The following is a 22,285-nucleotide window of genomic DNA, read 5'->3' as shown; positions in this document are numbered from 1 at the left end:
TGGGTCAACCCAAGGTTTTATATATTTATCATGATAAATAGTTAAAAAAGCTATATTGACATAGGGCTGGGACAAGAAATTAAAATTAAGATATATTGATAGTTATTTAACTAACTATTAAAGTAATTTTTATCACATAAGGATTTATCTTGGGAAAATTTAAGGAGGGGGAAAATTGAAAAAACTATCAAGGAAAATTTTATTTACATTAATGAGTTTATTTATACTTTTAACTTTGGGAGCATGTTCTTCCATAGGATCCAAAGCTGATGGTTCTTACAAGGCTGGAACTTATAAAGCAACAGCCAAAGGGATTAATGGTGATGTAGTAATAGAGGCAAAGTTTGATAAGGGGTCTATTCTAGAGGTTAAAACTTTAGAACATTCGGAGACCACAGGTCTTGGAGATGTTGCTCTAGAGCGTATAGCTAAGGAAGTTGTTGGTGGACAAACACTAGCAGTAGATACAGTATCAGGAGCTACAGTAAGTTCTAAGGCAATCCTGGCTGCTATAGAGGATTGTGTTAAGCAAGCCGGTGGAGATGTAGCTTCATTAAAAGCTAAAACTGCCTCAAAGGATAATTCAAAGACTGATACAGAAATAACTACAGATATAGTAATTATAGGAGCAGGAGGCTCTGGACTTTCTGCAGCTGCTTCTGCTAGTGAAAATGGTGCCAAAGTTGTAGTTCTTGAGAAACAAGCAACTATAGGTGGTTCCACAGCCTTATCCGGTGGTGCAATAGGTGCTACAGGTACAAAATTCCAGAAGGAAAAGGGAATAAAAGACAGCAAGGAAGCTTGGTTAAAACTTTGGAAAGAGAGACAGGCTACCAGCAATCCTGGAAGTAAGTATCCCGATTATACTTTCGTAGAGAAATTTATGGATGAAGCAGTTAAAACAACAGAATGGCTTGTAGATTCTGTTGGTCACAAATATGTTGATGTTATAGGCTTTGGTTTAGATCCTACAAAAAGACTTCACTTTCCTGTAAGTGATAAAAGCACTAAGGGTGGTACTACTATAGCCAAAAATTTAGAAGGCTATGCTACTGGTAAAGGTGTAGAGATATTAACAGAAACTCCAGCCAAAGAGCTTATAATAGATAAAGATGGCAATGTTACTGGTGTTGTAGCAGAAGGAAAGAATGGTAAGATAAAAATAAATGCAAAAAAAGTTATACTAGCTGCTGGGGGCTATGCTAAAAATGAAGAGCTTCTAAAAAAATACATTCCAAAAGCAGCAGGTACCTCTGAGCTTAGTGCAGCTGCAGCAGGTAGTACCGGTGATGGTATTATTATGGCAGAGAAGGTAGGGGGAACCCTCTATGAGGATCCTTGGGTAATAGGACTTGGAGTAGCAAGCAAGTTAAAAGGAACAGGCTCCTTAATGATGGACTGGACTAAGGTTTATGTTAATGGTAAGGGAGAAAGGTTTACCAGCGAAGAGCTTCATTATGCCATATCAACTAATAAGCTTTTAGAGCAGGATAAAACCTGGGTTATAATAGATTCTTCTGAAAAGAATGGAGATCTAATCAAGTCTCTGGAGGAGCAGATGTCCTCAGGAGAGGTAGTTAAAGCTGATACCATTGAGGCTTTAGGTAAGGCTATGGAAGTTCCGGCAGAAACCTTTGGTAAGAGCATGAAAGATTTTAATGATGGAGTAAAAACAGGCAAGGATCCTATGGGTAAGAGCAAGGAAAATTTAGTGGCTGTAGAAAAGGCTCCTTATTATGCAATTAAGCTTTATCCTAAAACTATGGGAACCTTTGCAGGAGTAAAGACCAACGATTCCTACCAAGTTATTAAAGCAGACGGCTCTGTAATAAATAATCTTTATGCAGTAGGGGAAAATGCAAATAAAATCCTTTATAATCAGGTATATATGACAGGCAGCTCTGTTCAATTTGCTTTGACCAGCGGAAGAATTGCCGGAGAGCATGCTGCTAAGAGTGTAAAATAAAGAGTAATTGAATAAGAATCAGAAACATAATTAATAAAACAAAAAGAGCGGCATAAATGCCGCTCTTTTTTCCTTAGAAGATTTGTTCACAGGAATTTTCTAATTATCTTTATGTATTTAACTCATCCTTTACTATTGTTCCATCGTTTATGGTAATAATTCTTTTGCAATAAGCTGCTATTTGGGGGTCATGGGTGATTATTATAATTGTCTTTCCACCTCTATTCAAGGATGTAAGTATGTCCATAATATCTTTGCCGGTTTTCTGGTCTAACGAACCTGTAGGTTCATCGGCTAAAATTATATGGGACTCAGTACTTAGTGCTCTAGCAATAGCTGCACGCTGCTGTTGACCGCCAGATAATTGACCAGGCTTTTTATTGGCTTGATCCTCTATATTCAGTGACTTTAAGCAGTTCATTACGATTGCTTTTTTATTTTTCTTTGAAATCTTTTTAAAGCTTAAAGGCAGTTCTACATTGTCATATATAGAATAATCCTTCATTAGAGCAAAATGCTGAAAAATAAAGCTTATAGTAGTATTACGAACTAAACTCAATTCCTTATTATTTAACAGACTTACATCTTTATCATTAAGCTTGTACTTTCCTGCTGTTTGAGTATCCATACAGCCTATTATATTAAGCAAAGTTGATTTACCTGAACCGGAAGGCCCCATAATTGCTACATACTCACCCTTTTCTATATTAAGTGTTACATCCTGAAGGGCAATAGTGCTAAAACTGTTTTTACCGTAAATTTTTGATATGTTTTCTAACTGAATCATAGACATTAATCTACTCCTCCTATTAATTCCTTGGGACTTAATTTACTGATTTTAAACAATGGTAGTAAGGAAGAAATGATTGTAAATAATATAATAAATATAAAAATTAATATTATGGTTTTTATATCGAAGAAATTAATTACATTAGATGATACTGAAACAGTTTTTTTGAATATAGTGAGAATTAGAAATGAAATTAAAAGTGAAAATGACATTAGTAGTAGGATCTCACCAATTATTAATGATTTTATATACTTTATACTGCCTCCGCACATAATCCTTATTCCCAGCTCTCTTTTTCTTATATTAACTGAATAATACATTATTATTGTTAGGCTAAAACATGAAATTATAACAATAAAAATCGATATGAGAAGTCCGAAAAATATGGATTCTTTGTTTTTATTTGTTACATCTGATAGCTGATCATCTAGACTTTTAGCCTCTATATTTAAATTAAATTGTTTTCCTAAACCATTAATTTCATTTTTTAAATGAGAACCAGACATTTTATCATTATTAATAACATAGTATGCCTGAGACTTTATCACAGTATCTAATCCGGAGGAGGTATCAATAATGTATGGAGTTATAATCTTATCATTAAGAGGAACTAGTTTGTTTAAAATCGGATTATTCTTATCAAGCCAATATAGATTTTCATTGAAGAAACCTACAACTTTATAATCCTTATTATCTAGCCTGCTTCTTAATATATCATCTATATTAATAATTCCTTTATAAATGCTACTTACTATCATAGGTATTGGAATATTAGAGTCATAACTAAAATCATCGTTATTTAATCCTCTTCCCTCTTGTATCTTTACATTCATTAATTTATAAATAGAATAATCTACTCTATATATTTCGATTGCCTGAGGATATAATTCTTTAAAGGTTCCTTTGGTTAGTGTACGTCTTAAATTCATGAATTTCTCATTTTATCTAATTGATCAAATTGAGTATTAGTTAAATTAAAAGCACCTATATTCTCAGAATCTAATAGATTTTTTAATCTGGAATCAAATTTGTTAAACATATCTGCAAATTCTTCGGAGTCAGAGGATTTTTTTATTTTTAGCTGATAAATATTTTTATAATCATTACCCAATATTGATTTTAACTGTTGCTGAGGATAATTAAGCATCCTTATGCTGTCGTAGCAATAAACTAAGAGAATTATAGTTATCACAAGCTGGATTATTATTAATATATTGCTAAACTTTTTATTCATCATTTCCTTTAAAATAGATTTTATAAACATTAGTAATATACCTCTCTATATTTTAAGTGCTTCTATGGGGCTAATTTTCATCATCTTTATTGAAGGGACAATTACTGTTATTAATGCTGAAAGGATTGAAATAATTAAAGACAAAATAAAGTTTTCTTTGGTGACATACAAAAAATAGCCAAAAGCACTGTTAATAGCTGTGCTTAAACCAGCTTGAAATACTAGGCTTATAATTGTGGTAATAAGAGTTATGGATAAGAATTCCATAAATAATAATATAAATATCTGAAAATTATTTATTCCAAAGGATTTTCTTATTGCAATTTCTGTTTTTCTTTCATTTATCCAAAATGAAGATATGTTAACTATATTAATTATTGAAAATCCAAAGAGAAGGATTGATATTAGTATTATACCTGCATTTTGACTAAGTACGTTTAAAAATACATTTTTTGACTCTTCAGTTCTAGATGCTTCCACAATAGAATTAGGATCTATTTTTTTTATATTATTAATTAAAGATTGTAAATCAGAAGCTTCCTTTTGAGATTCGCTAATCAGCAATAATGATGAGGTCATGGATTTAAAGTAATTCAATTTGCTGTTTTCCGGGATTGAGGTTATTGGCATAAAAACTGTTTTATCCCAAATAGATTTTTTGTTTTTATTTCCAATAAATCCGATTACGGTATATTCACTTAATCCTATTTTTATTTTTTGTTTATCACCATCATTAAAAGTATGCTGTTCCAAGTCATTACCTAACAAAACTACTTTTTCACCTTTTAATATCTCTTCAGCGGTATAGTGTCGTCCTTTTATTATAGGAAAATTAAAATTACCGTTATCTGATTTAAAGTACTCAGCTATAATATGCAGCTCTTCATTACCATTACCTATGTAGGAAGATAAATTAGTTATTCTTATTTTGCTCTTTTTTGAAATATCTTTGAAGGTATCAATAATATTATCAAAATTTATACTTTTTGAACTGGATATATAAATATTTAGGCTGTCTTTATATATTCCATTATTTCTTTCAATTATAGAATTTCTCATATAAACTATATTACTAAAGCCGATTGAAAGTATTAAAGTTGATATAAAATAACCAACCATAAAAAATATAACAGTAACGGGATGGGCCTTAATTTGTTTTATAAAAAGCTTTATTATATTCATAAGTAATCTCCATCAAAATAAATTTACAAAGGGGTATTAAAGAAAGGTGTAAACTGATTCAAAGCTTACTGTTTTATTATAACAATCACGATATGAAAAAAATGTAATTATATGTAAGAATATATAACTATAGAAAAAAATATATTTCGTCCATTTAGTATAGTGTTGAAAAATAAAGATAGAGCCTCCATAGATTTGTCAATCAAATCTATGGAGGCTCCTAGTCTCTTCATTAACATACAACCTAAATCAAATCATCCAGCCCATTAACCTTAGCTTGTTCATCCTCATTAATAGGTATAACTATGCACTTTTGGCCATCTATTATTTGAGATTTTATATGAGGTATTTTTTCAGGCTTAACTTGAAGTATGACGTCATAGTTAGGGGAAGCCTCAGAATCCTCTGGATTTGTATCTTGTGCTTCCTCTAAATTAACTTCCGGATTTTCTTCTAAATCTGCTTCTGAAGCAGTTTCTAAAGCTTCGTCTGACATCACATTATCATCCATATCCTCTAAAGGCTCTGAGGCTTCCTTATCTGCAGCGGCCTCTTGTTTAGCTTGTTCAAGTTTGCTTTGAAGTATTTCTACCTGTTTTTCCAGGTGTGCTTCTTTTCTTCTCTGCTCATTTGCTTTAAGGACTTTTGCATCAATTAAGCTTTCTGCCAGTGGAAGGTCATTTCCAAAGCTTTCTGTATAGTATTTTTCAATTTTTGAAGTAATTTCTTCAGGAACATCACTTTCAATTAAAAGGTTTTGTATTTCTTTATTTGTTAAGGTTATAGGTTCGCTGTCTGTATCACCGTACATAGACTTATGTTCCTCTATCATGGAACTTAGGTTTTCCTGAATTTCCATAAAAGCTTTTTTAGCTTTTTTTTCATCAGTACCAAAAGAGTCTTTAACAATTAATTGAAAGTTTTCCTTTTGCACAGCAGCAGTCTGCTTCGAGTAACAGCCTAAAGCATTTTTCATCAACTCAGGATGTGTATCCTTTGGGTTTTTGGTGTAGTACATAATAGAGTTAACATCTGAGCTTCTATTAATAAAGGCAGGGAACACAAAGCCATTAGTTGGAGCCTCTACAACCCAATCCCTGATACGTGCTTTTATCTTGTTTTCCTCCTCAAAGTATCTGAGGCCTGGATCTGAAAGCGAAACAGGGCAAATGGCACATAAAATATATTCATATACCTCTTCCGATTCATCTATCTTGGCATTATCAGAGGTTTTAGTGATAACATCATAAGCATCATGAAAAAGAAGTATCAAAAAGTTACCGGTATAATCATAACTGTTTATAATGGACTCATAAAAATTGTCAAGGAGCTCATCGTCCTTTAACTGACTGTTTTTAAGCTGCATAAAGGAAATCTGTTTTTCATTTACAAGCTCCTCATTAAGTGGAAAGTTAAGCTCTAAAATATTGTTTCCAATAGTTCCGGACAGTACTTTTTTAGCAATTTCTAGGTATTTAAAGTATTCATCCTCATCAAGGTTTAAAAAGGTTTCTCTAAATTTTAAAATAATATGTTTTTCTCCGTTAACATAGCAGCCGCACATTTTAGTGAAGGTGCAGTAATCTTTTTTAAACCGTTTTTTTAATTCAAGTATATCTTTTTTTCTCATATATAAACTCCTCAATCTGGTATTTTCTTTTTGTATCCTTATTAAGTATAGTATTTTTTTCATATTAATTAAAGTTGATATACCGCAAATAATATTATATAAATGTAAATGTGATTCAATTGCCTTCACTACTGGTTGTAAGAGGAGGGATTATGTACTTATAAGCTTTTAAAATAAAAATTTTATTTTTCATTGACCTTAGCCCAAGGCGAAAGCTTAAGATAATATTATTAATAGTGATTGGTGATTTAATGTTTGAGAATAAAGAAGCACAGAAGGATATTTTAAGCGGCTTATCTCAGGTACAGATAGAAGAAATTATTGATGAATATTATTCATATATTGATTTACTAAAATTGGAGTTTCTAAAGTATAACAAGAAGATAGAATATATAAGAATAGATGAATTAAATTACATTATAAAGGCAATGTAGGTTAGTTAACATAAGGGAAATCCTCTGCAGATTCTATTGTAATAGTATCAAGATAAGGTATCACTCTTATTCCAAGTCCCATAGTAACACAATTAAAATGGTCTCTTACAATCAGGTTGAAGTGATTGTTAAAAATTAGTCATTGAATAGGTTATACAAAATCATATATAATATATTTCGGTGACATTTTAAGACCAAAAAGAGCTAAAAAGGAGAGGCATAATGAAAAAAAGAATTGCTATTTTATTAACAGGATTAATGTCTATATCACTATTATCAGGATGTGGACAATCTGAAAAAGCTTCTAATAAGTTATATATAGGCTTAGGGGGATTAAGCGGATATAGTAACTTTGATGAAAGACAAAATACAGGAGGCTCTGTTGAAGTAATAGGATCAGTAGTATTATTTGATGAAAATGGGAAAATACTAGATATAAACACTGATTCCTATGAAATCAGAAAGGCCTTTGTAGAAAAAGAGGATGGAACTATTAAATTAAAGGAAAAGGGTGTAGACCAAACAATCGGAGCATTCCCTCATATAAGAAAGGATAATCCGGACTCGCTTTTAACAAAATATGGAGTTGGAGATAATTATGGTATAGATAACTTAGAAGGAAACCTTGGTAAAGATTGGTTCCTTCAAATGAGACAAGTAGAGGATGCTATGATAGGTAAAACTGTAGATGAAGTCGTAAACAGCGGATTTGCAGGCAGAGATGATAAAACAAAGTCACCATTATACCCATTAGCAAACATTAACGCAGCTTCTGACAGCGATGTTATTTCCGGAGCATCAATATACCTAGATACTCATGTGAGAACATTAATTGAAGCATGGAATAATAAGGTTGAGGTTCAGGGATATACAGCTAAGGATGCAGATAAATTAAAGATAGGATTAGGAATGACCGGAGAGCTGAAAGCAGATGAGAAGTTATACACTTCAGTTTTTGCAGGAAGCCTGTTCGATGGGGACAAGGTTGTATATACAAAATTAGATGCAGTTGATATCCCATACATAACAAAGAAATATGATGGATATTCACTTGTAATGGTGGATTCAAATAAATATCAAACAAGAAAAACCTCTTTCAATGGTATTGATGCCGGATGGATTGAAACAATGAGAGACTTAAATAAAGAAAAAGACGGTAAATTCTACAGCGTATATAAAGCTCCTACGGGAGAAGGCATGCAGCTTACAGATAATAAATACCTAGGAAAGGTTCTTATAACTGAAGACGAAGTATTTATGGAGGATGAAAACTCTCCATTAAAGAAATTCGCCGAGTTTGAAAAATCTATCACAGGTAAAACTTTAAAGGATATTGCTGAAGACAGCATAATGAAGGAAGCTGTTCAATATTCAAAAGATGGTGCTGATGATTCAGAAAGATAAATTTTGAGCTTTTGAAAAGCTATAAGGAAAGTAGCCTAGGGGTATCTGCTGAGGAATGAGATAAAAGCAGGTATGCATAGGAACATCAGAAATATGATAGAAGAATAAATAAATTAAATATCTTTATATAATTTGAGTAAAGAGTTGTCTGAGGACGGCTCTTTTTCTTTTATAACTCAGGAAATATTTATTAGCATGGTAAAGTTCATTGAGAAGTATGACGAAGGAGAATGCTTCTTTAGGACTTGGCTATATATGATTTCAATCAGCAAAATAATAGATTACTGCAGATCAAGATACCACAAGCAGAGTGTGAAGCCGAAATCTATTGAGGACATGGAATTAAAGAGCAGTGATAATATTGAGGAGGAATTTATAAAAGGAGAAATGGTTAATGAGGTTTTAACCCTGCTTAACAGCTTTGAAGCTAATCTTCAGCAGATTTTCAGAATGAAGATTTTTTAAGATATGGACTTTAAAGAGATAGGAGAAACTCTGGAGCTTAGTGAATCAACAGTTAAAACAAGATACTACAGTCTTAGTAAAAATATAAAATCTGCAGCAGAGGAGGAGATGAATAATGAAGGATAAGGAAGAGAAAGTAAGAGAAGAACAGTATTTCCATGGAAATATAGGTTCTGATGAAATAGCAATTGCGGATTTCCAGGAAAATATTAAGGAGATATTGGACAAAGAATTAAAGGGAAGAAGGAGAATCTTTCCTTATTTAAAGGGTGCTAAAAATCAAGCTTATTCAATATACAACAAAAAGAGATGAAAGGATATGCAGTAAGGAATATTATTTTGTCTGTGATACTTACATAGATACTTGCTTTTGCAGTGGCTTTAATAACCTCCTAAATTTCAAGGAAGTCTAGCAGATATATTACTCTTATTGGACTATGCTTATTGCTAACTATAGGATTAAACAGGATTATTTTATATTCTGATATAAAAACTAGAATTATAAAGATTTAATTATGATTTTTAATGTAAATATTATATAATAAGTAAAATAATACAAAGACTTAGAAAAGGGGATGAGCATTATGAGCAAATTAAACCTGATAAAGCCCCAAATGTTAAAAAGAGGGGACAAAATAGCAACAATAAGCTTATCCTGGGGCGGTGCAGGAGATAAAGATATATTATGGAGATATAATCAGGGAAAGAAGAGACTAGAGGAAGAATTCGGACTTGAAGTTGTGGAAATGGAAAATACATTAAAGGGCAGCGAATGCCTATATAACCATCCTGAAAAGAGAGCAGAGGATTTGATGAATGCCTTTAAGGATAAGTCTATAAAGGGAATATTCTCCTGTATAGGGGGAGACGATAGTATAAGACTTTTACCCTATATAGATTTTGACATCATAAGAAATAATCCTAAAGTGTTCATGGGGTACTCAGATGCTAATGTCACTCACATGATATGTCTTAAGGCAGGATTATCAAGTTTTTATGGACCGGCTGTTCTGTCAGAGTTTGCTGAAAATGTGGAGATCTTTGATTATACAAAGCATTGGATAGAGAAGGTTTTGTTCAATAACAGTGAAATCGGTAGGATTCCTTCATCAGATATTTGGACGAGCGAACATTTACCTTGGGATGAAAAGAATAAAAATATTAAAAGAAAAACGAATTTTAATAGGGGTACTGAAATATTACAGGGAAGGGGTAAAGCCTCAGGACACTTAATAGGAGGCTGTATTGATGTTCTGGAAATCATAAAGGGCACCAAAATCTGGCCTGAAGAAAAGGTATGGGAAGGATCAATACTGTTCCTGGAAACCTCAGAGGATATGCCTGAGCCTGATTTTATCAAGTTATGGTTAAGAAATTACGGTGCTCAGAGAATTTTGGATAAGATTAATGGAATTATATTTGCTAAGCCTTATGACAACAAATATTATGAGGAATACAAGACTGCAATAATTAATGTTGTAAGAAATGAGATGAAATTAAAGGAGCTGCCTATAATGTATAATATGAATTTTGGACATACAGCCCCTATGATGATTATTCCTTATGGAGCTTTAGGAGAAATAGATTGCGATAATAATAGCTTTTCCATATTGGAAGCTGGGGTAGAATAATATAGTTAAATAATATATTTTTTTAACACTAAAAAGGGCACTAAATATTACTGCCCTTTTATATTAATTATAATAAATTTTTAGTCTAAATTTAGATATTACTGCTAATTGGAATTTATCTATTAGATTTATACAAATAATTCTAAAGTTAAAATAGTTATTTCATATTATTTATCACGTCTATAACATCTTTTTTAAATTCTGATTTTATTTTAGGTAAAAGTTCTATTATAGTACGTTTTACTGCTATTTTAATAATTAAATAAAATATATATACCATTCCTAAAATTAATATTGCACTAGATAATATATTGCCTAGTATTTCTCCTAAATCCATATAAATTTCCCCTCATTTTTAATATAATTCTTAATCTCTCTAGTTATCAAATTCCTATTTACCTAGTTAAATGTAAATGTTCAACCTTTTGAAACTCATATATTCTTAAAGATTCAAACTTAAATCCTGAATTATATTGTTTATTTATAAATATAATTCCCTTTACTTTAATATAGCACTAATTTACAGTTGATACAAAAAATGATAAGGGACGATTGTTCCGTAAGTTGTTGAATCCTTTATATAAGGCTCTTAGCATTATAAACTTATAGCAATCTAATCCGATGTATGTAATCAGTAAGATATTTTCAAGAAGTACCGTTGAATTTAGCAATTTAAGTCAAGTAAAGTGTTACTACTTTTTTTATAATTAATGTAGTAGGTGAAAAAATGAATCAGGTTGAAATAATAGCCTCAGTGCAAAAGATGCAGGAATATATTTATGCCTGAAAAAGTTTTTGACACCTACCAAGTATTTAATAAAGGAGATAAAATAATGAGTGAAACTATAACTCAAGAACAGTATTTGTTCAGATAATTGAACGTCCTAAAAGAAAGGTTTTATTAAAATTAAAGTAATAACAAGGAGAATAAAACATTTATGATAAGAAAATTAAAAAATGAAGATACGGATAAAATTATGGATATATGGAAAGAAAGCACTATAAAAGCTCATCACTTTATAAACAAAGAATACTGGGAAAACAATTATGATACTGTAAGAGATATTTACCTGCCTCAATCAGATACCTTTGTATATGATGAAGAAGGAAATATTAAGGGCTTTATAAGTATAATAAATAGTGATTTCATAGGGGCTTTGTTTGTAGATTGTGATTGTCAGGGCTTAGGAATAGGAAGTAAACTCATTGACTGCGTAATTAAAAAATATAAAAAGTTAACCTTAGCTGTTTATAAGGACAATGAAAAAGCAGTTAAATTCTATGAAAGTAAAGGATTTAAAATAGTTAAAGAACAGGAAAATCAAGACTCAGGCTTTCAGGAATATATAATGGAAATATAGAGTAAACACATAAAAAATCACTATTCTTATAATGAATAGTGATTTTTATTTATCCACACTTAAGATAAATTTTCATATTGTAGTATTACTCAATGCTCTTCAGCCCGTCAAAAAGCTCATTATAGGATTTTTGATTTTTGCACCTGCCATAGGACAGCTCCTTGTTTTCACCAAACTCAAGGAGAAAACACTTTGTCAGTTCTTCTACTGTCTGCTCTAAGGATAGAAAGAACTGCCTGTATGCAAAATCATATGCCGGTGTTCCTTCTTGAAAATTTGCAATAATCAAGGATTCTGTAACCTGATCAAGAGGGTACATCTTCAAATGAAATAGTTCGTGAACAATTACCTCTTCAAGATTTTCTTGCTTTGGATTGGCTGTGTTAAGAAGTATAACAGCTTTTCTGTCATCACAGTCAACTTTAAAATCCCCTTAAGCACTTATTAAAAAATTATTAACATGTAGTTTTATTAATAGTAAATATTGAACAGTATTAGAAATAAATGTATAATACAAATAAACTTTAAGCCTTATCAAATATAATTTTCTACAGCTAGGTTCTTCTGTAACTTTATATTTTGGGAGTGAATGTATTGTACAAGTTAAAAAGAATGATCAAAAAATATTGGGTGCTTTTCTGCACTTTTTTTGTAATTAATATATTTTTTATAGGGGTAATAGTAAATGTTTTAAATGTAGAAGAGCAATTAAAAACCCAGCAGTCTTTAATCAGCGAGGATGCAAAAACTATGTTTTTCCAGAGAGCAGATGGCATAAATAAAGATGAATTAATAGATTTGCTGAAGGATAAAAGGGTTATTTTAGAAGGCATCATAACCCTTAACAACGATGAAGAAATGACTGAAATAAAAGGAACCTATTACAACTATGAAATTGAGAAAAAGTATCCCTTAATGGAGGGAAGAATGTTTACTGCTGAGGAAATTAAATCAAAAAAGAAAGCAGCTTTAGTAGGATACAATTTAAAAGATCGGATTATAAATAACACCATAAAAATTCAAGGTGAAGCCTATGAAGTGGTGGGAATATTAGGCGATAAAAAAAGCAATGTACTAAGGGACAGCATTTATATAAATCTGAATTCCATGGATTTTACTTTATCTATGAAAGCTATTACCGTGGATACTTTGGATGAGAAGGCATCAGATGCAGCAATGAATATCTCTCAGAGCTTCAATAAGAGTAAGAGAGCCGAGGTTTATATAAGTGAGCCATATGGAAAGCATAATCCTTTAAAAGAGGCAATAGGGGATAATAAGCTTCATTTAATATCAGCATTTTAAAGATAAGGACTCCAGCTCAATGTTAAACTACGGTTATTCTACAAATTCTAAAAAGGAAAGTACTATGAGAATTGCTGATGAATAAGGAATATGCTCAGAAGTTTATTAATGTTTTCATAAAAAAGGAGGAAACATATGAATTATACTGTTAAACCACTTAGTGCTGAGCTTGCTGAAACCTTTGTAAAATATTTAGGGGAGCTTGATTTTAACTATGCTCCTCACTGGGCAACCTGTTTTTGCAGATTCTATCACACGAGCTGCTCTTCAGAGGAATGGCAAAAAAGAACGGGTGAAGAGAACCGCCTAGAGGCATTAGAAGAAATAAGAAAGGGCAACATGAAGGGATATCTTGCTTTTCACGGTGACAAATGCATAGGCTGGTGTAATGCCAATGATGTACATAAGTTAAAAAGAATAGAAAAGGATTTAGAGCATATAGTTAAGAATAGGAAGGCTGGCTGTGTTATCTGCTTTGTAATTGACCCGGAATATAGAGGGCAGGGTGTAGCGAGACTTCTGCTTAATAAGGCTGTAGAGAACTTCAAAGCGCAGGGCTTTGACGGGGTATTATCTATTCCTGTGGAGGGAATAAAAGATTCCGAAAAAAGATACAGAGGAACCTTAAATATGTATGAAGAGTTTGGATTTAAAGAAGCAGCAAAAGAGGACAGCAATGTAGTGATGTGGCTTGGATTAAAATAGGTGCCAGGCACCTGACAAGTGACAAACTTAGTATTATAAAAGCTAAGCTTTTACAATACTAAGTAAATATATTCCACAATTAAGGGAACAAGGAAGATATGTATTTTCCTTGTTTTTCTCTTTTTTAAAGAAATGATATAATTTAAAATAACTGGTTAACTAAAAAAGTAAAATATATGTTTAACTACATTGATTACAATTAAATGGTTAAACTAAAATAAATAAGTAGTAAATATGGGAGAATAAAATGTTGGAAAAGCTAAAGAAAAATAACTTATACATTAAATACGGAGTAATTATAGTTTTTATTGCTGCAGTAGTGGTTTTAACTTTTAAGCTTATTGAGCACGGAGACTTAATGGTAAGCAGGAGCATATATGAATTTAAAAGGTTTTTATCGGTAATTTCGCCTATAATTTATGCTGTGCTGTTGTCATATCTGTTCTTTGTACCTGTTAAGTATTGTGATAAGCTTCTCTTTAAGACAGTAAGTTTAGTTTCAAAAAAGGAAGTTAAAAAGGAATACAGCACTGGGATAAGGTTAGTAAGCGTATTGATGGTATTTTCTATAACCATATTTCTCCTGGTGCTTATATATAACTTTTTAGTTCCTCCTATTTTAGAAAATATAAATAAGATGATAAACTCTTTACCGTATATTCAGACTCGAATAGTGGAATGGGTAAATATATTAGTAAAAGAGTTGAACAGCAGAAGTATAGACGTTAAATTTACCGGTGAAATTTCTGCTGAGATTGTAAATAAATTAGGAGCAATAGCTCAGGATGGCTTAAGTTTTATTATAGGCACTATTTCAGAGATATCCTCTTTTCTTCTGGATTTTGTGGTAATAGTAATACTCACTCTTTATTTCTTAGTGGATAAGGAAAGATTGATACGTCAGATAAAAAGGATTAGAGATGTACTTTTACCTAAGAAGCTGGGAAAGCTTCTTACTACCTTCGTTCATGATTTGGATAATATAGTGGGTAAATTTATTTTAGGAGAATTGCTGGATTCTGTTATAGTAGGGTTAGTGTCCACAAGTCTTCTGCTTTTAATCAAACATCCCTTTGCTGTACTTGTAGGCTTTATTGCAGGGATAACGAATATAATTCCTTATGTAGGGCCTTTAATCGGTGCGGTTTTAGCTTTCTTCCTGGGGGCCTTTACAAGCCTTCCTTTAGGAATAACCGGAGCTGTGCTTTTACTTTTATATCAGCAGGTAGACGGTAATTTTATTCAGCCTAAAATCGTTGGTGATAAGATAGGACTTTCACCGGTTTGGATATTAATAGCGGTGCTCATAGGGGGAAGCTATTTTGGAGCATTAGGAATGATATTATCCATACCCTTTGCCGGACTTTTAAGGGTATATTTTAACAGATACAGTGAATATAAAAAAGGAAAAGAGCAAAGAATATAGAATTAGTTCTATAATAAGAGATATAGGCTTACTTTTTAAGATGAGTAACTCTATACCTCTTTTTTATATATGACAAAGTCTTAATAAGTTTTATATAATGATATCATATTGAAAATTTTCAGGAGAAGTTCGTGAGTGCTATGAAAAGAGTAGATGAAATTTTTAGTGATTTTGGAGCAGCTGGCAGTATATGTACTGCCTTGGTTGAGGCAGCGGTGTTAAATAAAAGAAATAGAACAATAGAAATAAAATTATGCTCTGATAAGTATATTGATATAAGAGAATTGGAAAATCTTAATACCTTTATAAAGGAGAGATTTTTCTTAGAGGACTCTATTATTACCGTAAAATATGCTGAAGGAACAGAAAAAAAACCCTTATCAGAGGAAATAAAAGATATTATATTTTTGGTGGCAGAAAAATATCCTGCTTTAAAATCCGTGCTTTCAAAGGATAGTGAATTTGAAATTAAGGAAAACACCATAAATATTATCTTCAAATCCGGAGTATCCGGATTTTTTAAGACTATGAATTATGATAAAAAAATTCAAACCGCTATAAAAAACCTATACGGCACCTCTTATAAAATAAACTTTATAGATAAACTAAGCACTGAAGAGCTTATAAAACAGCAGGAGGAAAGACAGGCAAAGGAAATGCTTATAATCCAAAAGGAAATTAAAGAGGCTATAAGCAGTAATGTCCTGTCAGCTTCCAGAGATGCTTCAGAAAATAATTACGAGGATAAGGGAGAATCCGGAGGAAAGAAGGGAAATCCTTTCCTTATACTGGGCAGAAGCACTAATATTAAACAGCCTATAATAAAGATAACAGATATTACTCCCGATGAAGGCAGGATAGCAATAGAAGGTGAGCTATCCAACATAGAAACAAAGGAACTAAAAAGCGGTAAAACATTGGTTTCTTTTGACTTATATGATGGAACGAGCTCTATGACCTGTAAAGCCTTCTGTAAACCCGGTGAAGATGAAGAGGTGCTCTCAAAGCTTAAAAAAGCTAAAGGGGTTAAGATTGCAGGTAATTCAGGCTACAGCAAATTCTCAGATGAAATTGAGCTTATTGCAAATACCATAGTGGAAACAGAAGGATTAAAGAAAGTCAAGAGGCAGGATAGATCAGAGGTTAAGAGGGTAGAGCTCCATATGCATACCCAAATGAGCCAGATGGATGCCATGACCAATGCCAAGGATTTAATTAAGAGAGCCATGAGCTGGGGAATGAAGTCCATAGCTATAACAGATCATGGTGTGGTTCAGTCCTTTCCTGAAGCTCATAAGCTATTAGGAAGAGATAACCCTGACATGAAGGTTATATATGGCGTTGAAGCCTATCTGGCACCGGATAAAAAACCTTCAGTGACAAATCCTAAAGGGCAAAGCATAGATACTACCTACTGTGTGCTGGACTTAGAAACCACAGGGTTTTCTGCGGTGACTGAAAAAATCACTGAAATAGGGATTATGAAGATTCAGGACGGAAAGGTTATAGATGAGTTTTCCTGCTTTGTAAATCCTGAAAAGCCAATTCCTTTAAGAGTTGTGGAGGTTACCAACATAACCGATGATATGGTAAAGGATGCGGAAACTATAGAAAAGGTATTTCCTAAAATGCTGGAATTTATAAAGGGAACCGTTCTTGTTGCTCATAATGCAGAGTTTGACGTAGGATTTTTAAAACATAATGCCAGAGTGCTGGGATATGATTTTGATTTTACATATATTGATACTTTATCCCTGGCAAAGGACTTATTCCCTGAATATAAGACCTATAAGCTGGGAAGAATTGCTAAGCATCTCGGTATAAAGGTAGAGGTTGCCCATAGAGCTTTAGATGACGTGGCAACCACCGTAAAAGTGTTTAATGTCATGGTTGAAATGCTTAAGGAAAGAGGAGCCGCAACCCTTGAAGAGATAGATATATACGGTTCCGATGAGGAGGCTAAAAAGCAGGAGTATAAAAAGCTGAGAACTCATCATGCAATAATATTGGCAAAGGATTATACAGGACTTAAAAATTTATACAGATTGGTATCCTATTCTCATTTAAATTATTTTTATAAAAAGCCCCGTATTTTAAAGAGCCTTTATAAAAAGTATTCAGAAGGGCTTATTATTGGAAGCGCCTGCAGTGAGGGAGAGCTTTATCAGGCTATACTTCTTGGAAGGTCTGAAGAGGAGATTGAAGCTATTGCAGAGGATTACGATTATTTAGAAATTCAGCCTATAATGAATAATGACTATTTGGTTAGATCTGAACAGGTTCCTGACAGAGAGTATCTTAAGGAAATTAACAGAAAAATTGTAAAGCTTGGTGAAAAGCTGAATAAACCTGTAGTTGCTACGGGTGATGTCCACTTTATGGACCCGGAGGATGAAATATACAGGCGTATTCTTGAAGCTGGTCAGGGCTTTAAAGATGCAGACAATCAGGCCCCATTATATTTAAGAACCACTGAGGAGATGCTGGAGGAATTTTCTTATTTAGGCGCGAAGAAGGCTTATGAAGTGGTAGTTACAAACACCAATAAAATTTCGGATATGTGTGAGCAGATAAGCCCCATATCACCGGAAAAATGTCCTCCTCACATTGAAGGCTGCGAGCAGACAATTAAGGACATCGCCTACGGTAAAGCTCATGAGCTCTATGGGGACCCCCTTCCGGAAATAGTTCAAAAGAGGCTGGAAAGAGAACTGGATTCTATTATTAAAAACGGGTTTTCAGTAATGTATATTATTGCTCAGAAGCTTGTGTGGAAATCCAATGAAGATGGTTATCTGGTAGGTTCCAGAGGTTCTGTTGGTTCCTCTTTTGTAGCTAATATGACCGGTATTACTGAGGTAAACGCCCTTCCACCACACTACAGATGTCCAAAGTGCAAGTATTCAGACTTCAGTGACCATGGCTTTAAGATAGGCTTTGACTTGCCGGACAGACTGTGCCCTGAATGCGGGGAAAAGCTGGATAAGGATGGTATTGATATACCTTTTGAGACCTTCCTGGGCTTTAACGGAGATAAGGAGCCGGATATAGACTTAAACTTCTCCGGAGAATATCAGGCAAAAGCTCACAGATATACAGAGGTTATCTTTGGAAAGGGCACCACCTTTAAGGCAGGAACCATAGGTACCATTGCTGAAAAAACAGCCTTCGGCTATGTTAAAAAATATTTTGAAGAGAAAAATGTCAACATAAATAAAGCAGAAATAATGAGATTAGCTAAAGGGTGTACAGGAATAAAGAGAACTACGGGACAGCACCCAGGAGGAATAATAGTTGTACCAAAGGGAAGGGAAATATTTGAGTTCTGCCCAATACAGCACCCTGCTGATGACCCTGAATCAGATATTATAACCACCCACTTTGATTACCACTCCATCGACCAGAACCTTTTGAAGCTGGATATACTGGGACACGATGATCCTACTGTAATCAGAATGCTTCAGGATATAACAGGAGTGGATCCTCAAAAGATACCTTTAGACGATAAGGAGACTATGTCTATATTTTCCTCCACTGAGGCCTTAGGTGTAACTCCGGAGCAGATAAACTCTAAGGTAGGAACCTTTGGCATACCTGAATTCGGCACAAGGTTTGTAAGAGGTATGCTTTTAGATACAATGCCAACAACCTTTGCAGATCTTATATGTATATCAGGACTTTCCCATGGTACTGACGTTTGGCTGGGCAATGCGCAGACCTTAATAGAGTCCGGCACTGTTACCTTAAGTGAGGCTGTTTGTACAAGAGACGATATCATGACTTATCTAATAAAACAGGGGCTTCCTCCAAACTCTGCCTTTAAGATAATGGAGCTGGTACGTAAGGGAAAAGCCTTAAAAGATCCTGAAAAGTGGGCAGAATATGAGGAGCTAATGAGAAAGAACAATGTACCGGAGTGGTATATAGATTCCTGCAGAAAGATAAAGTATATGTTCCCTAAGGCTCACGCTGCGGCTTATGTTATGATGGCCTTCAGAATAGCTTGGTTCAAGGTGCATATACCTAAGGCATACTATGCAGCCTATTTCTCCATAAGGGCAAAATCCTTTGACAGTGAATTTATGATATTCGGAAAAGAAAAGGTAATGGAAAAGATGAAGGAGATTCAGGCTATGGGAATGCAGGCATCCCCTAAAGATAAGGATATGTATGATGACCTGGAGATAGTTCTTGAAATGTATGAGAGGGGAATTAAGTTCCTGCCCATAGATCTCTACAAATCCCATTACAGCAGGTTTATTGTGGAGGAGGAGGGGTTAAGACCGCCTATAAACAGTATATCAGGAATGGGAAACATAGCCGCAGAAAGCATATACAATGCAGCTTCGGAAAAAGCCTTCAACTCCATAGAGGATGTAAGGAAGAGAAGTAAGATTGGAAACTCTGCTATAGAGCTTCTTAAGAAATTCGGATGCTTAAAAGGACTTCCTGAAAGCGATCAGATGTGCTTCTTTGATGTTATATAAGGAGTAAAACAGATATTTATAAGCCGCAGAAAGCTTGATATTAGCTTTCTGCGGCTTTATTTTAGTTAAGTTGCTTTCATTTCATTATATCCAATTAAAACTGTCCAAACATAAGCACAGGTTTTTGGAATCATAAGTGTACCTATAACAGGAATAGTGTCAGCAAATAATACTACAGGGATGTAAAAAGCAAAGCTCAACACGATAGTAAGCCACATATACTTAAAGGCTTTATCCTTTGTATTTTTTGCACTTTGATAAAAGAGGATTATTACAAGGATTCCCATTGCTGCAAAAGGAATATTACGATAAATTCCCCATGACAGTGGAGGATTTGCACTAGTCCATTGATTTTGAGGCATAAAGCATAATATTATTCTTAATATTGCTAAAGCATATATGGAAATAGTGAGAGATTTTTTTCCTTCTATATTGTAACGCAGACGCCAAACATAATAAAGCAGTATATAAAACACAGTCATAGTAATTGAGGTAATGAATTTACCAATTCCAAGGGCAACGGTGTAGTTTTCTAATCCGGTAGTACAAAGAGCCAAAGCTCTGGGAACAAGGTGAAAAGAATCGCCTAGACCAAGGGTTACAGCCATAATTCCAAACAGCTTGTATTGCTTGTTTCCGTTACTTTTTTTGATCATGATAATTCCTAGGATAATAACTGTGGTGAGATATACCACATCAAAAGTTGTTTCCATAATTGCTTGCATAGTAAGTCTCCTTTTCTTTTAATTGAACATTGTTCAATTTTATTTTTATGAAAACCCGCCGTAAAAGCGGGGAATCAACATTATAAATTTTAATAAATAGAACGCTTTATTATTTCAATAAGTATATTACAGGAGCTTTCCTGTTTTATAAGAAGGTTAAGCAGATTTGTAAAAACAAAACCTACAAAATCAGCCTTTGAAAAATCATCAGAAAAAGCAGCTTCTCTTATATTATTATCTTTTTCAAGAGCTTTTATGAGTTCAGTTTTCATGTGGTGAAAATATTTTTCCATTACTTCACGGGCTTTACCTTTATCTGCATTAGCAAAGCTCATGGAATGGGCAGTGAAGAAATTAGGATATTCTTCTATACCAACATGTACACTTTCAAATATCCAGGCAACGTAGTCTGTGAAGGAATTTGTGTTATTAGGAAATTTGCCTATGTGAAAGATGCTCTGCCACAAGTCTTGTATTGTTTCAGCAATTAAATCTGCTTTAGAGGGGAAATAGTTATAAACTGATCCCACAGACACATTGCATTTTTTTGCTACATCACGCATATTCAGTGACTGTAGTCCCTCTTTTGAAGCAAGTTCTCTGCTAGCTGCCAGTATGGCTTCCTTCGAAGTAACTATAGTATTAATAATATCACCTCCAAACTGAACTGCGTTCAGTATAACATATTTAATTTATGGTGTCTACCTATTTATTTAAATTTATTTTGAAATTAAACACCACAATTAATATCAAAACAATATATATACTATATGGTATTATCATAATAAGGGGGTGGTTTAATGATGAATTCCGACATAAGAAAAATGATGAATTTTATAGATGAGAGTTATCCTTTGAAAACTCTCCACATTCTAAACGGATACTGTATGCTTGAAGCATTTCACAAACAAAAATTAATGAATGAAAAAGCTACATATGTTCCTTTTAATGAAGCGATGTGCTGGGGAGAAACAGAGGAGAAAATATTTTCATCAGAATTTGTTAAAAAAAGATCCCGATCCTTAAAATCTACCTCAAAGGAATATAGAGAAATTGTAATAGAACCTTTAAAACCTCTTTTTGAAGGTGGGTTTGACGTTGTGGTTTTATGGTTTGGTGATGATATGTTCTGCCAAATGAACCTTATTACAGTATTAACCTATTTGGATCAGATAGATTTTAAGGGAGATGTACTTTTTTGTATGCTTCAGGAACAAAAGGAAGAGATGCTTTTCGGGGCATTGGAAATTGATGTAAAAGGTTATAATCATATATATAAAACAATACTTTGCCGGAAAGAGAAATTTTACGGTGAAATGCTTCCGGTAAATTATCAGGCAATGAATTTATATCTTGGCTACAAAGAAGAAAAAAGCGATATTATACGTTATATAAAAAATAATATTAATAAAGAAAGCCTTCTGGAGGAGCTGCTTAAGTTATTTCCTCAGTATGGACTTGGAGATTTACAATATCAGTGGATGATTGAAGAACTAAAGAAGAATTACTAAGGGGATTAAATTTATAAATAAAATATTTA

At 33.2% G+C, this 22,285-nt stretch carries 23 protein-coding genes; 13 read left to right on the top strand and 10 right to left on the bottom strand.

What is annotated here, in order from left to right:
- Positions 1-175: 175 nt before the first annotated feature.
- The gene (locus tag TA89_RS15145) at positions 176-1,966 is read left to right on the top strand and encodes an FAD-dependent oxidoreductase (protein WP_040214601.1); all 1,791 of its coding nucleotides are present in this window, start codon (positions 176-178) and stop codon (positions 1,964-1,966) included.
- Positions 1,967-2,075: 109 nt separating this feature from the next.
- On the opposite strand, the gene TA89_RS15140 is transcribed toward TA89_RS15145, so the two are convergent.
- The 6 genes from TA89_RS15140 to TA89_RS15120 form a co-directional block, all read right to left on the bottom strand.
- Entirely contained in the window at positions 2,076-2,759 is a 684-nt protein-coding gene (locus tag TA89_RS15140; protein ID WP_040214600.1) for an ABC transporter ATP-binding protein, read from the bottom strand.
- A complete protein-coding gene (locus tag TA89_RS15135; RefSeq protein ID WP_187119316.1) occupies positions 2,759-3,589 on the bottom strand; it encodes an ABC transporter permease in 831 nt (276 codons plus the stop codon). Before TA89_RS15135 ends, TA89_RS15140 begins: the two co-directional genes overlap by 1 nt.
- A 92-nt stretch (positions 3,590-3,681) precedes the next feature.
- Entirely contained in the window at positions 3,682-4,020 is a 339-nt protein-coding gene (locus TA89_RS15130; protein WP_040214598.1) for a hypothetical protein, read from the bottom strand.
- A 15-nt stretch (positions 4,021-4,035) separates the two neighbouring features.
- On the bottom strand, positions 4,036-5,172 hold the full coding sequence (locus TA89_RS15125) for an ABC transporter permease (RefSeq protein ID WP_040214597.1): 1,137 nt from the start codon (positions 5,170-5,172) through the stop codon (positions 4,036-4,038).
- A gap of 107 nt (positions 5,173-5,279) precedes the next feature.
- The gene (locus tag TA89_RS19090) at positions 5,280-5,405 is read right to left on the bottom strand and encodes a hypothetical protein (RefSeq protein ID WP_278246254.1); all 126 of its coding nucleotides are present in this window, start codon (positions 5,403-5,405) and stop codon (positions 5,280-5,282) included.
- 11 nt (positions 5,406-5,416) lie between these two features.
- Positions 5,417-6,802 (bottom strand): DUF4317 domain-containing protein, encoded by a 1,386-nt coding sequence (locus tag TA89_RS15120; RefSeq protein WP_040214595.1) that lies wholly within the window; start codon positions 6,800-6,802, stop codon positions 5,417-5,419.
- Between the two features lie 251 nt (positions 6,803-7,053).
- Between TA89_RS15120 and TA89_RS15115 the strand changes: the two genes are divergently transcribed.
- The 6 genes from TA89_RS15115 to TA89_RS15095 all read left to right on the top strand — a co-directional run bounded on the left by TA89_RS15115 (position 7,054) and on the right by TA89_RS15095 (position 10,736).
- The gene (locus TA89_RS15115) at positions 7,054-7,236 is read left to right on the top strand and encodes a hypothetical protein (protein WP_040214594.1); all 183 of its coding nucleotides are present in this window, start codon (positions 7,054-7,056) and stop codon (positions 7,234-7,236) included.
- Between the two features lie 222 nt (positions 7,237-7,458).
- On the top strand, positions 7,459-8,640 hold the full coding sequence (locus tag TA89_RS15110) for a hypothetical protein (RefSeq protein WP_040214593.1): 1,182 nt from the start codon (positions 7,459-7,461) through the stop codon (positions 8,638-8,640).
- Positions 8,641-8,772: 132 nt separating this feature from the next.
- Positions 8,773-9,105 (top strand): RNA polymerase sigma factor, encoded by a 333-nt coding sequence (locus TA89_RS15105; RefSeq protein WP_147590151.1) that lies wholly within the window; start codon positions 8,773-8,775, stop codon positions 9,103-9,105.
- 3 nt (positions 9,106-9,108) lie between these two features.
- Positions 9,109-9,231, top strand: a complete 123-nt coding sequence (locus TA89_RS19085) for a hypothetical protein (protein WP_278246253.1) — start codon at positions 9,109-9,111, stop codon at positions 9,229-9,231.
- On the top strand, positions 9,221-9,418 hold the full coding sequence (locus TA89_RS15100; protein ID WP_040214591.1) for a hypothetical protein: 198 nt from the start codon (positions 9,221-9,223) through the stop codon (positions 9,416-9,418). The genes TA89_RS19085 and TA89_RS15100 overlap by 11 nt, the downstream gene beginning before the upstream one ends.
- Before the next feature lie 271 nt (positions 9,419-9,689).
- Positions 9,690-10,736: a S66 family peptidase gene (locus TA89_RS15095; protein WP_040214590.1), complete on the top strand. Its 1,047-nt coding sequence runs from the start codon at positions 9,690-9,692 to the stop codon at positions 10,734-10,736.
- A 157-nt stretch (positions 10,737-10,893) separates the two neighbouring features.
- Here TA89_RS15095 and TA89_RS15090 read toward each other — a convergent pair whose 3' ends face one another.
- Positions 10,894-11,073: a hypothetical protein gene (locus tag TA89_RS15090; protein WP_040214589.1), complete on the bottom strand. Its 180-nt coding sequence runs from the start codon at positions 11,071-11,073 to the stop codon at positions 10,894-10,896.
- Between the two features lie 601 nt (positions 11,074-11,674).
- Between TA89_RS15090 and TA89_RS15085 the strand changes: the two genes are divergently transcribed.
- Positions 11,675-12,097: an N-acetyltransferase gene (locus tag TA89_RS15085; RefSeq protein WP_040214588.1), complete on the top strand. Its 423-nt coding sequence runs from the start codon at positions 11,675-11,677 to the stop codon at positions 12,095-12,097.
- 85 nt (positions 12,098-12,182) lie between these two features.
- Here TA89_RS15085 and TA89_RS15080 read toward each other — a convergent pair whose 3' ends face one another.
- A complete protein-coding gene (locus TA89_RS15080; protein WP_187119315.1) occupies positions 12,183-12,422 on the bottom strand; it encodes a hypothetical protein in 240 nt (79 codons plus the stop codon).
- Between the two features lie 269 nt (positions 12,423-12,691).
- On the opposite strand from TA89_RS15080, the gene TA89_RS15075 reads away from it, so the two are divergent.
- From TA89_RS15075 to polC, 4 genes are all read left to right on the top strand, one after another.
- A complete protein-coding gene (locus TA89_RS15075) occupies positions 12,692-13,402 on the top strand; it encodes an ABC transporter permease (RefSeq protein WP_040214587.1) in 711 nt (236 codons plus the stop codon).
- Between the two features lie 135 nt (positions 13,403-13,537).
- A complete protein-coding gene (locus TA89_RS15070; protein ID WP_040214586.1) occupies positions 13,538-14,107 on the top strand; it encodes a GNAT family N-acetyltransferase in 570 nt (189 codons plus the stop codon).
- Positions 14,108-14,354: 247 nt separating this feature from the next.
- A complete protein-coding gene (locus TA89_RS15065) occupies positions 14,355-15,533 on the top strand; it encodes an AI-2E family transporter (RefSeq protein ID WP_052447543.1) in 1,179 nt (392 codons plus the stop codon).
- Between the two features lie 140 nt (positions 15,534-15,673).
- Complete coding sequence (gene polC, locus TA89_RS15060) at positions 15,674-20,020, top strand: DNA polymerase III subunit alpha (protein WP_040214655.1); 4,347 nt, start codon at positions 15,674-15,676, stop codon at positions 20,018-20,020.
- A gap of 65 nt (positions 20,021-20,085) precedes the next feature.
- On the opposite strand, the gene TA89_RS15055 is transcribed toward polC, so the two are convergent.
- A complete protein-coding gene (locus TA89_RS15055; RefSeq protein ID WP_040214585.1) occupies positions 20,086-20,745 on the bottom strand; it encodes a hypothetical protein in 660 nt (219 codons plus the stop codon).
- Positions 20,746-20,834: 89 nt separating this feature from the next.
- Positions 20,835-21,359, bottom strand: a complete 525-nt coding sequence (locus TA89_RS15050; protein ID WP_278246260.1) for a TetR/AcrR family transcriptional regulator — start codon at positions 21,357-21,359, stop codon at positions 20,835-20,837.
- A gap of 186 nt (positions 21,360-21,545) precedes the next feature.
- On the opposite strand from TA89_RS15050, the gene TA89_RS15045 reads away from it, so the two are divergent.
- A complete protein-coding gene (locus tag TA89_RS15045; protein WP_242850164.1) occupies positions 21,546-22,256 on the top strand; it encodes a hypothetical protein in 711 nt (236 codons plus the stop codon).
- Positions 22,257-22,285 lie beyond the last annotated feature (29 nt).

The sequence above is a fragment of the Clostridium polynesiense genome, assembly GCF_000820705.1.
GTDB lineage: Bacteria > Bacillota > Clostridia > Clostridiales > Clostridiaceae > Clostridium_AA > Clostridium_AA polynesiense.
The sequence above is the reverse complement of the archived record's forward strand: the minus strand, read 5'-3'. Positions and strand labels throughout refer to the sequence as shown.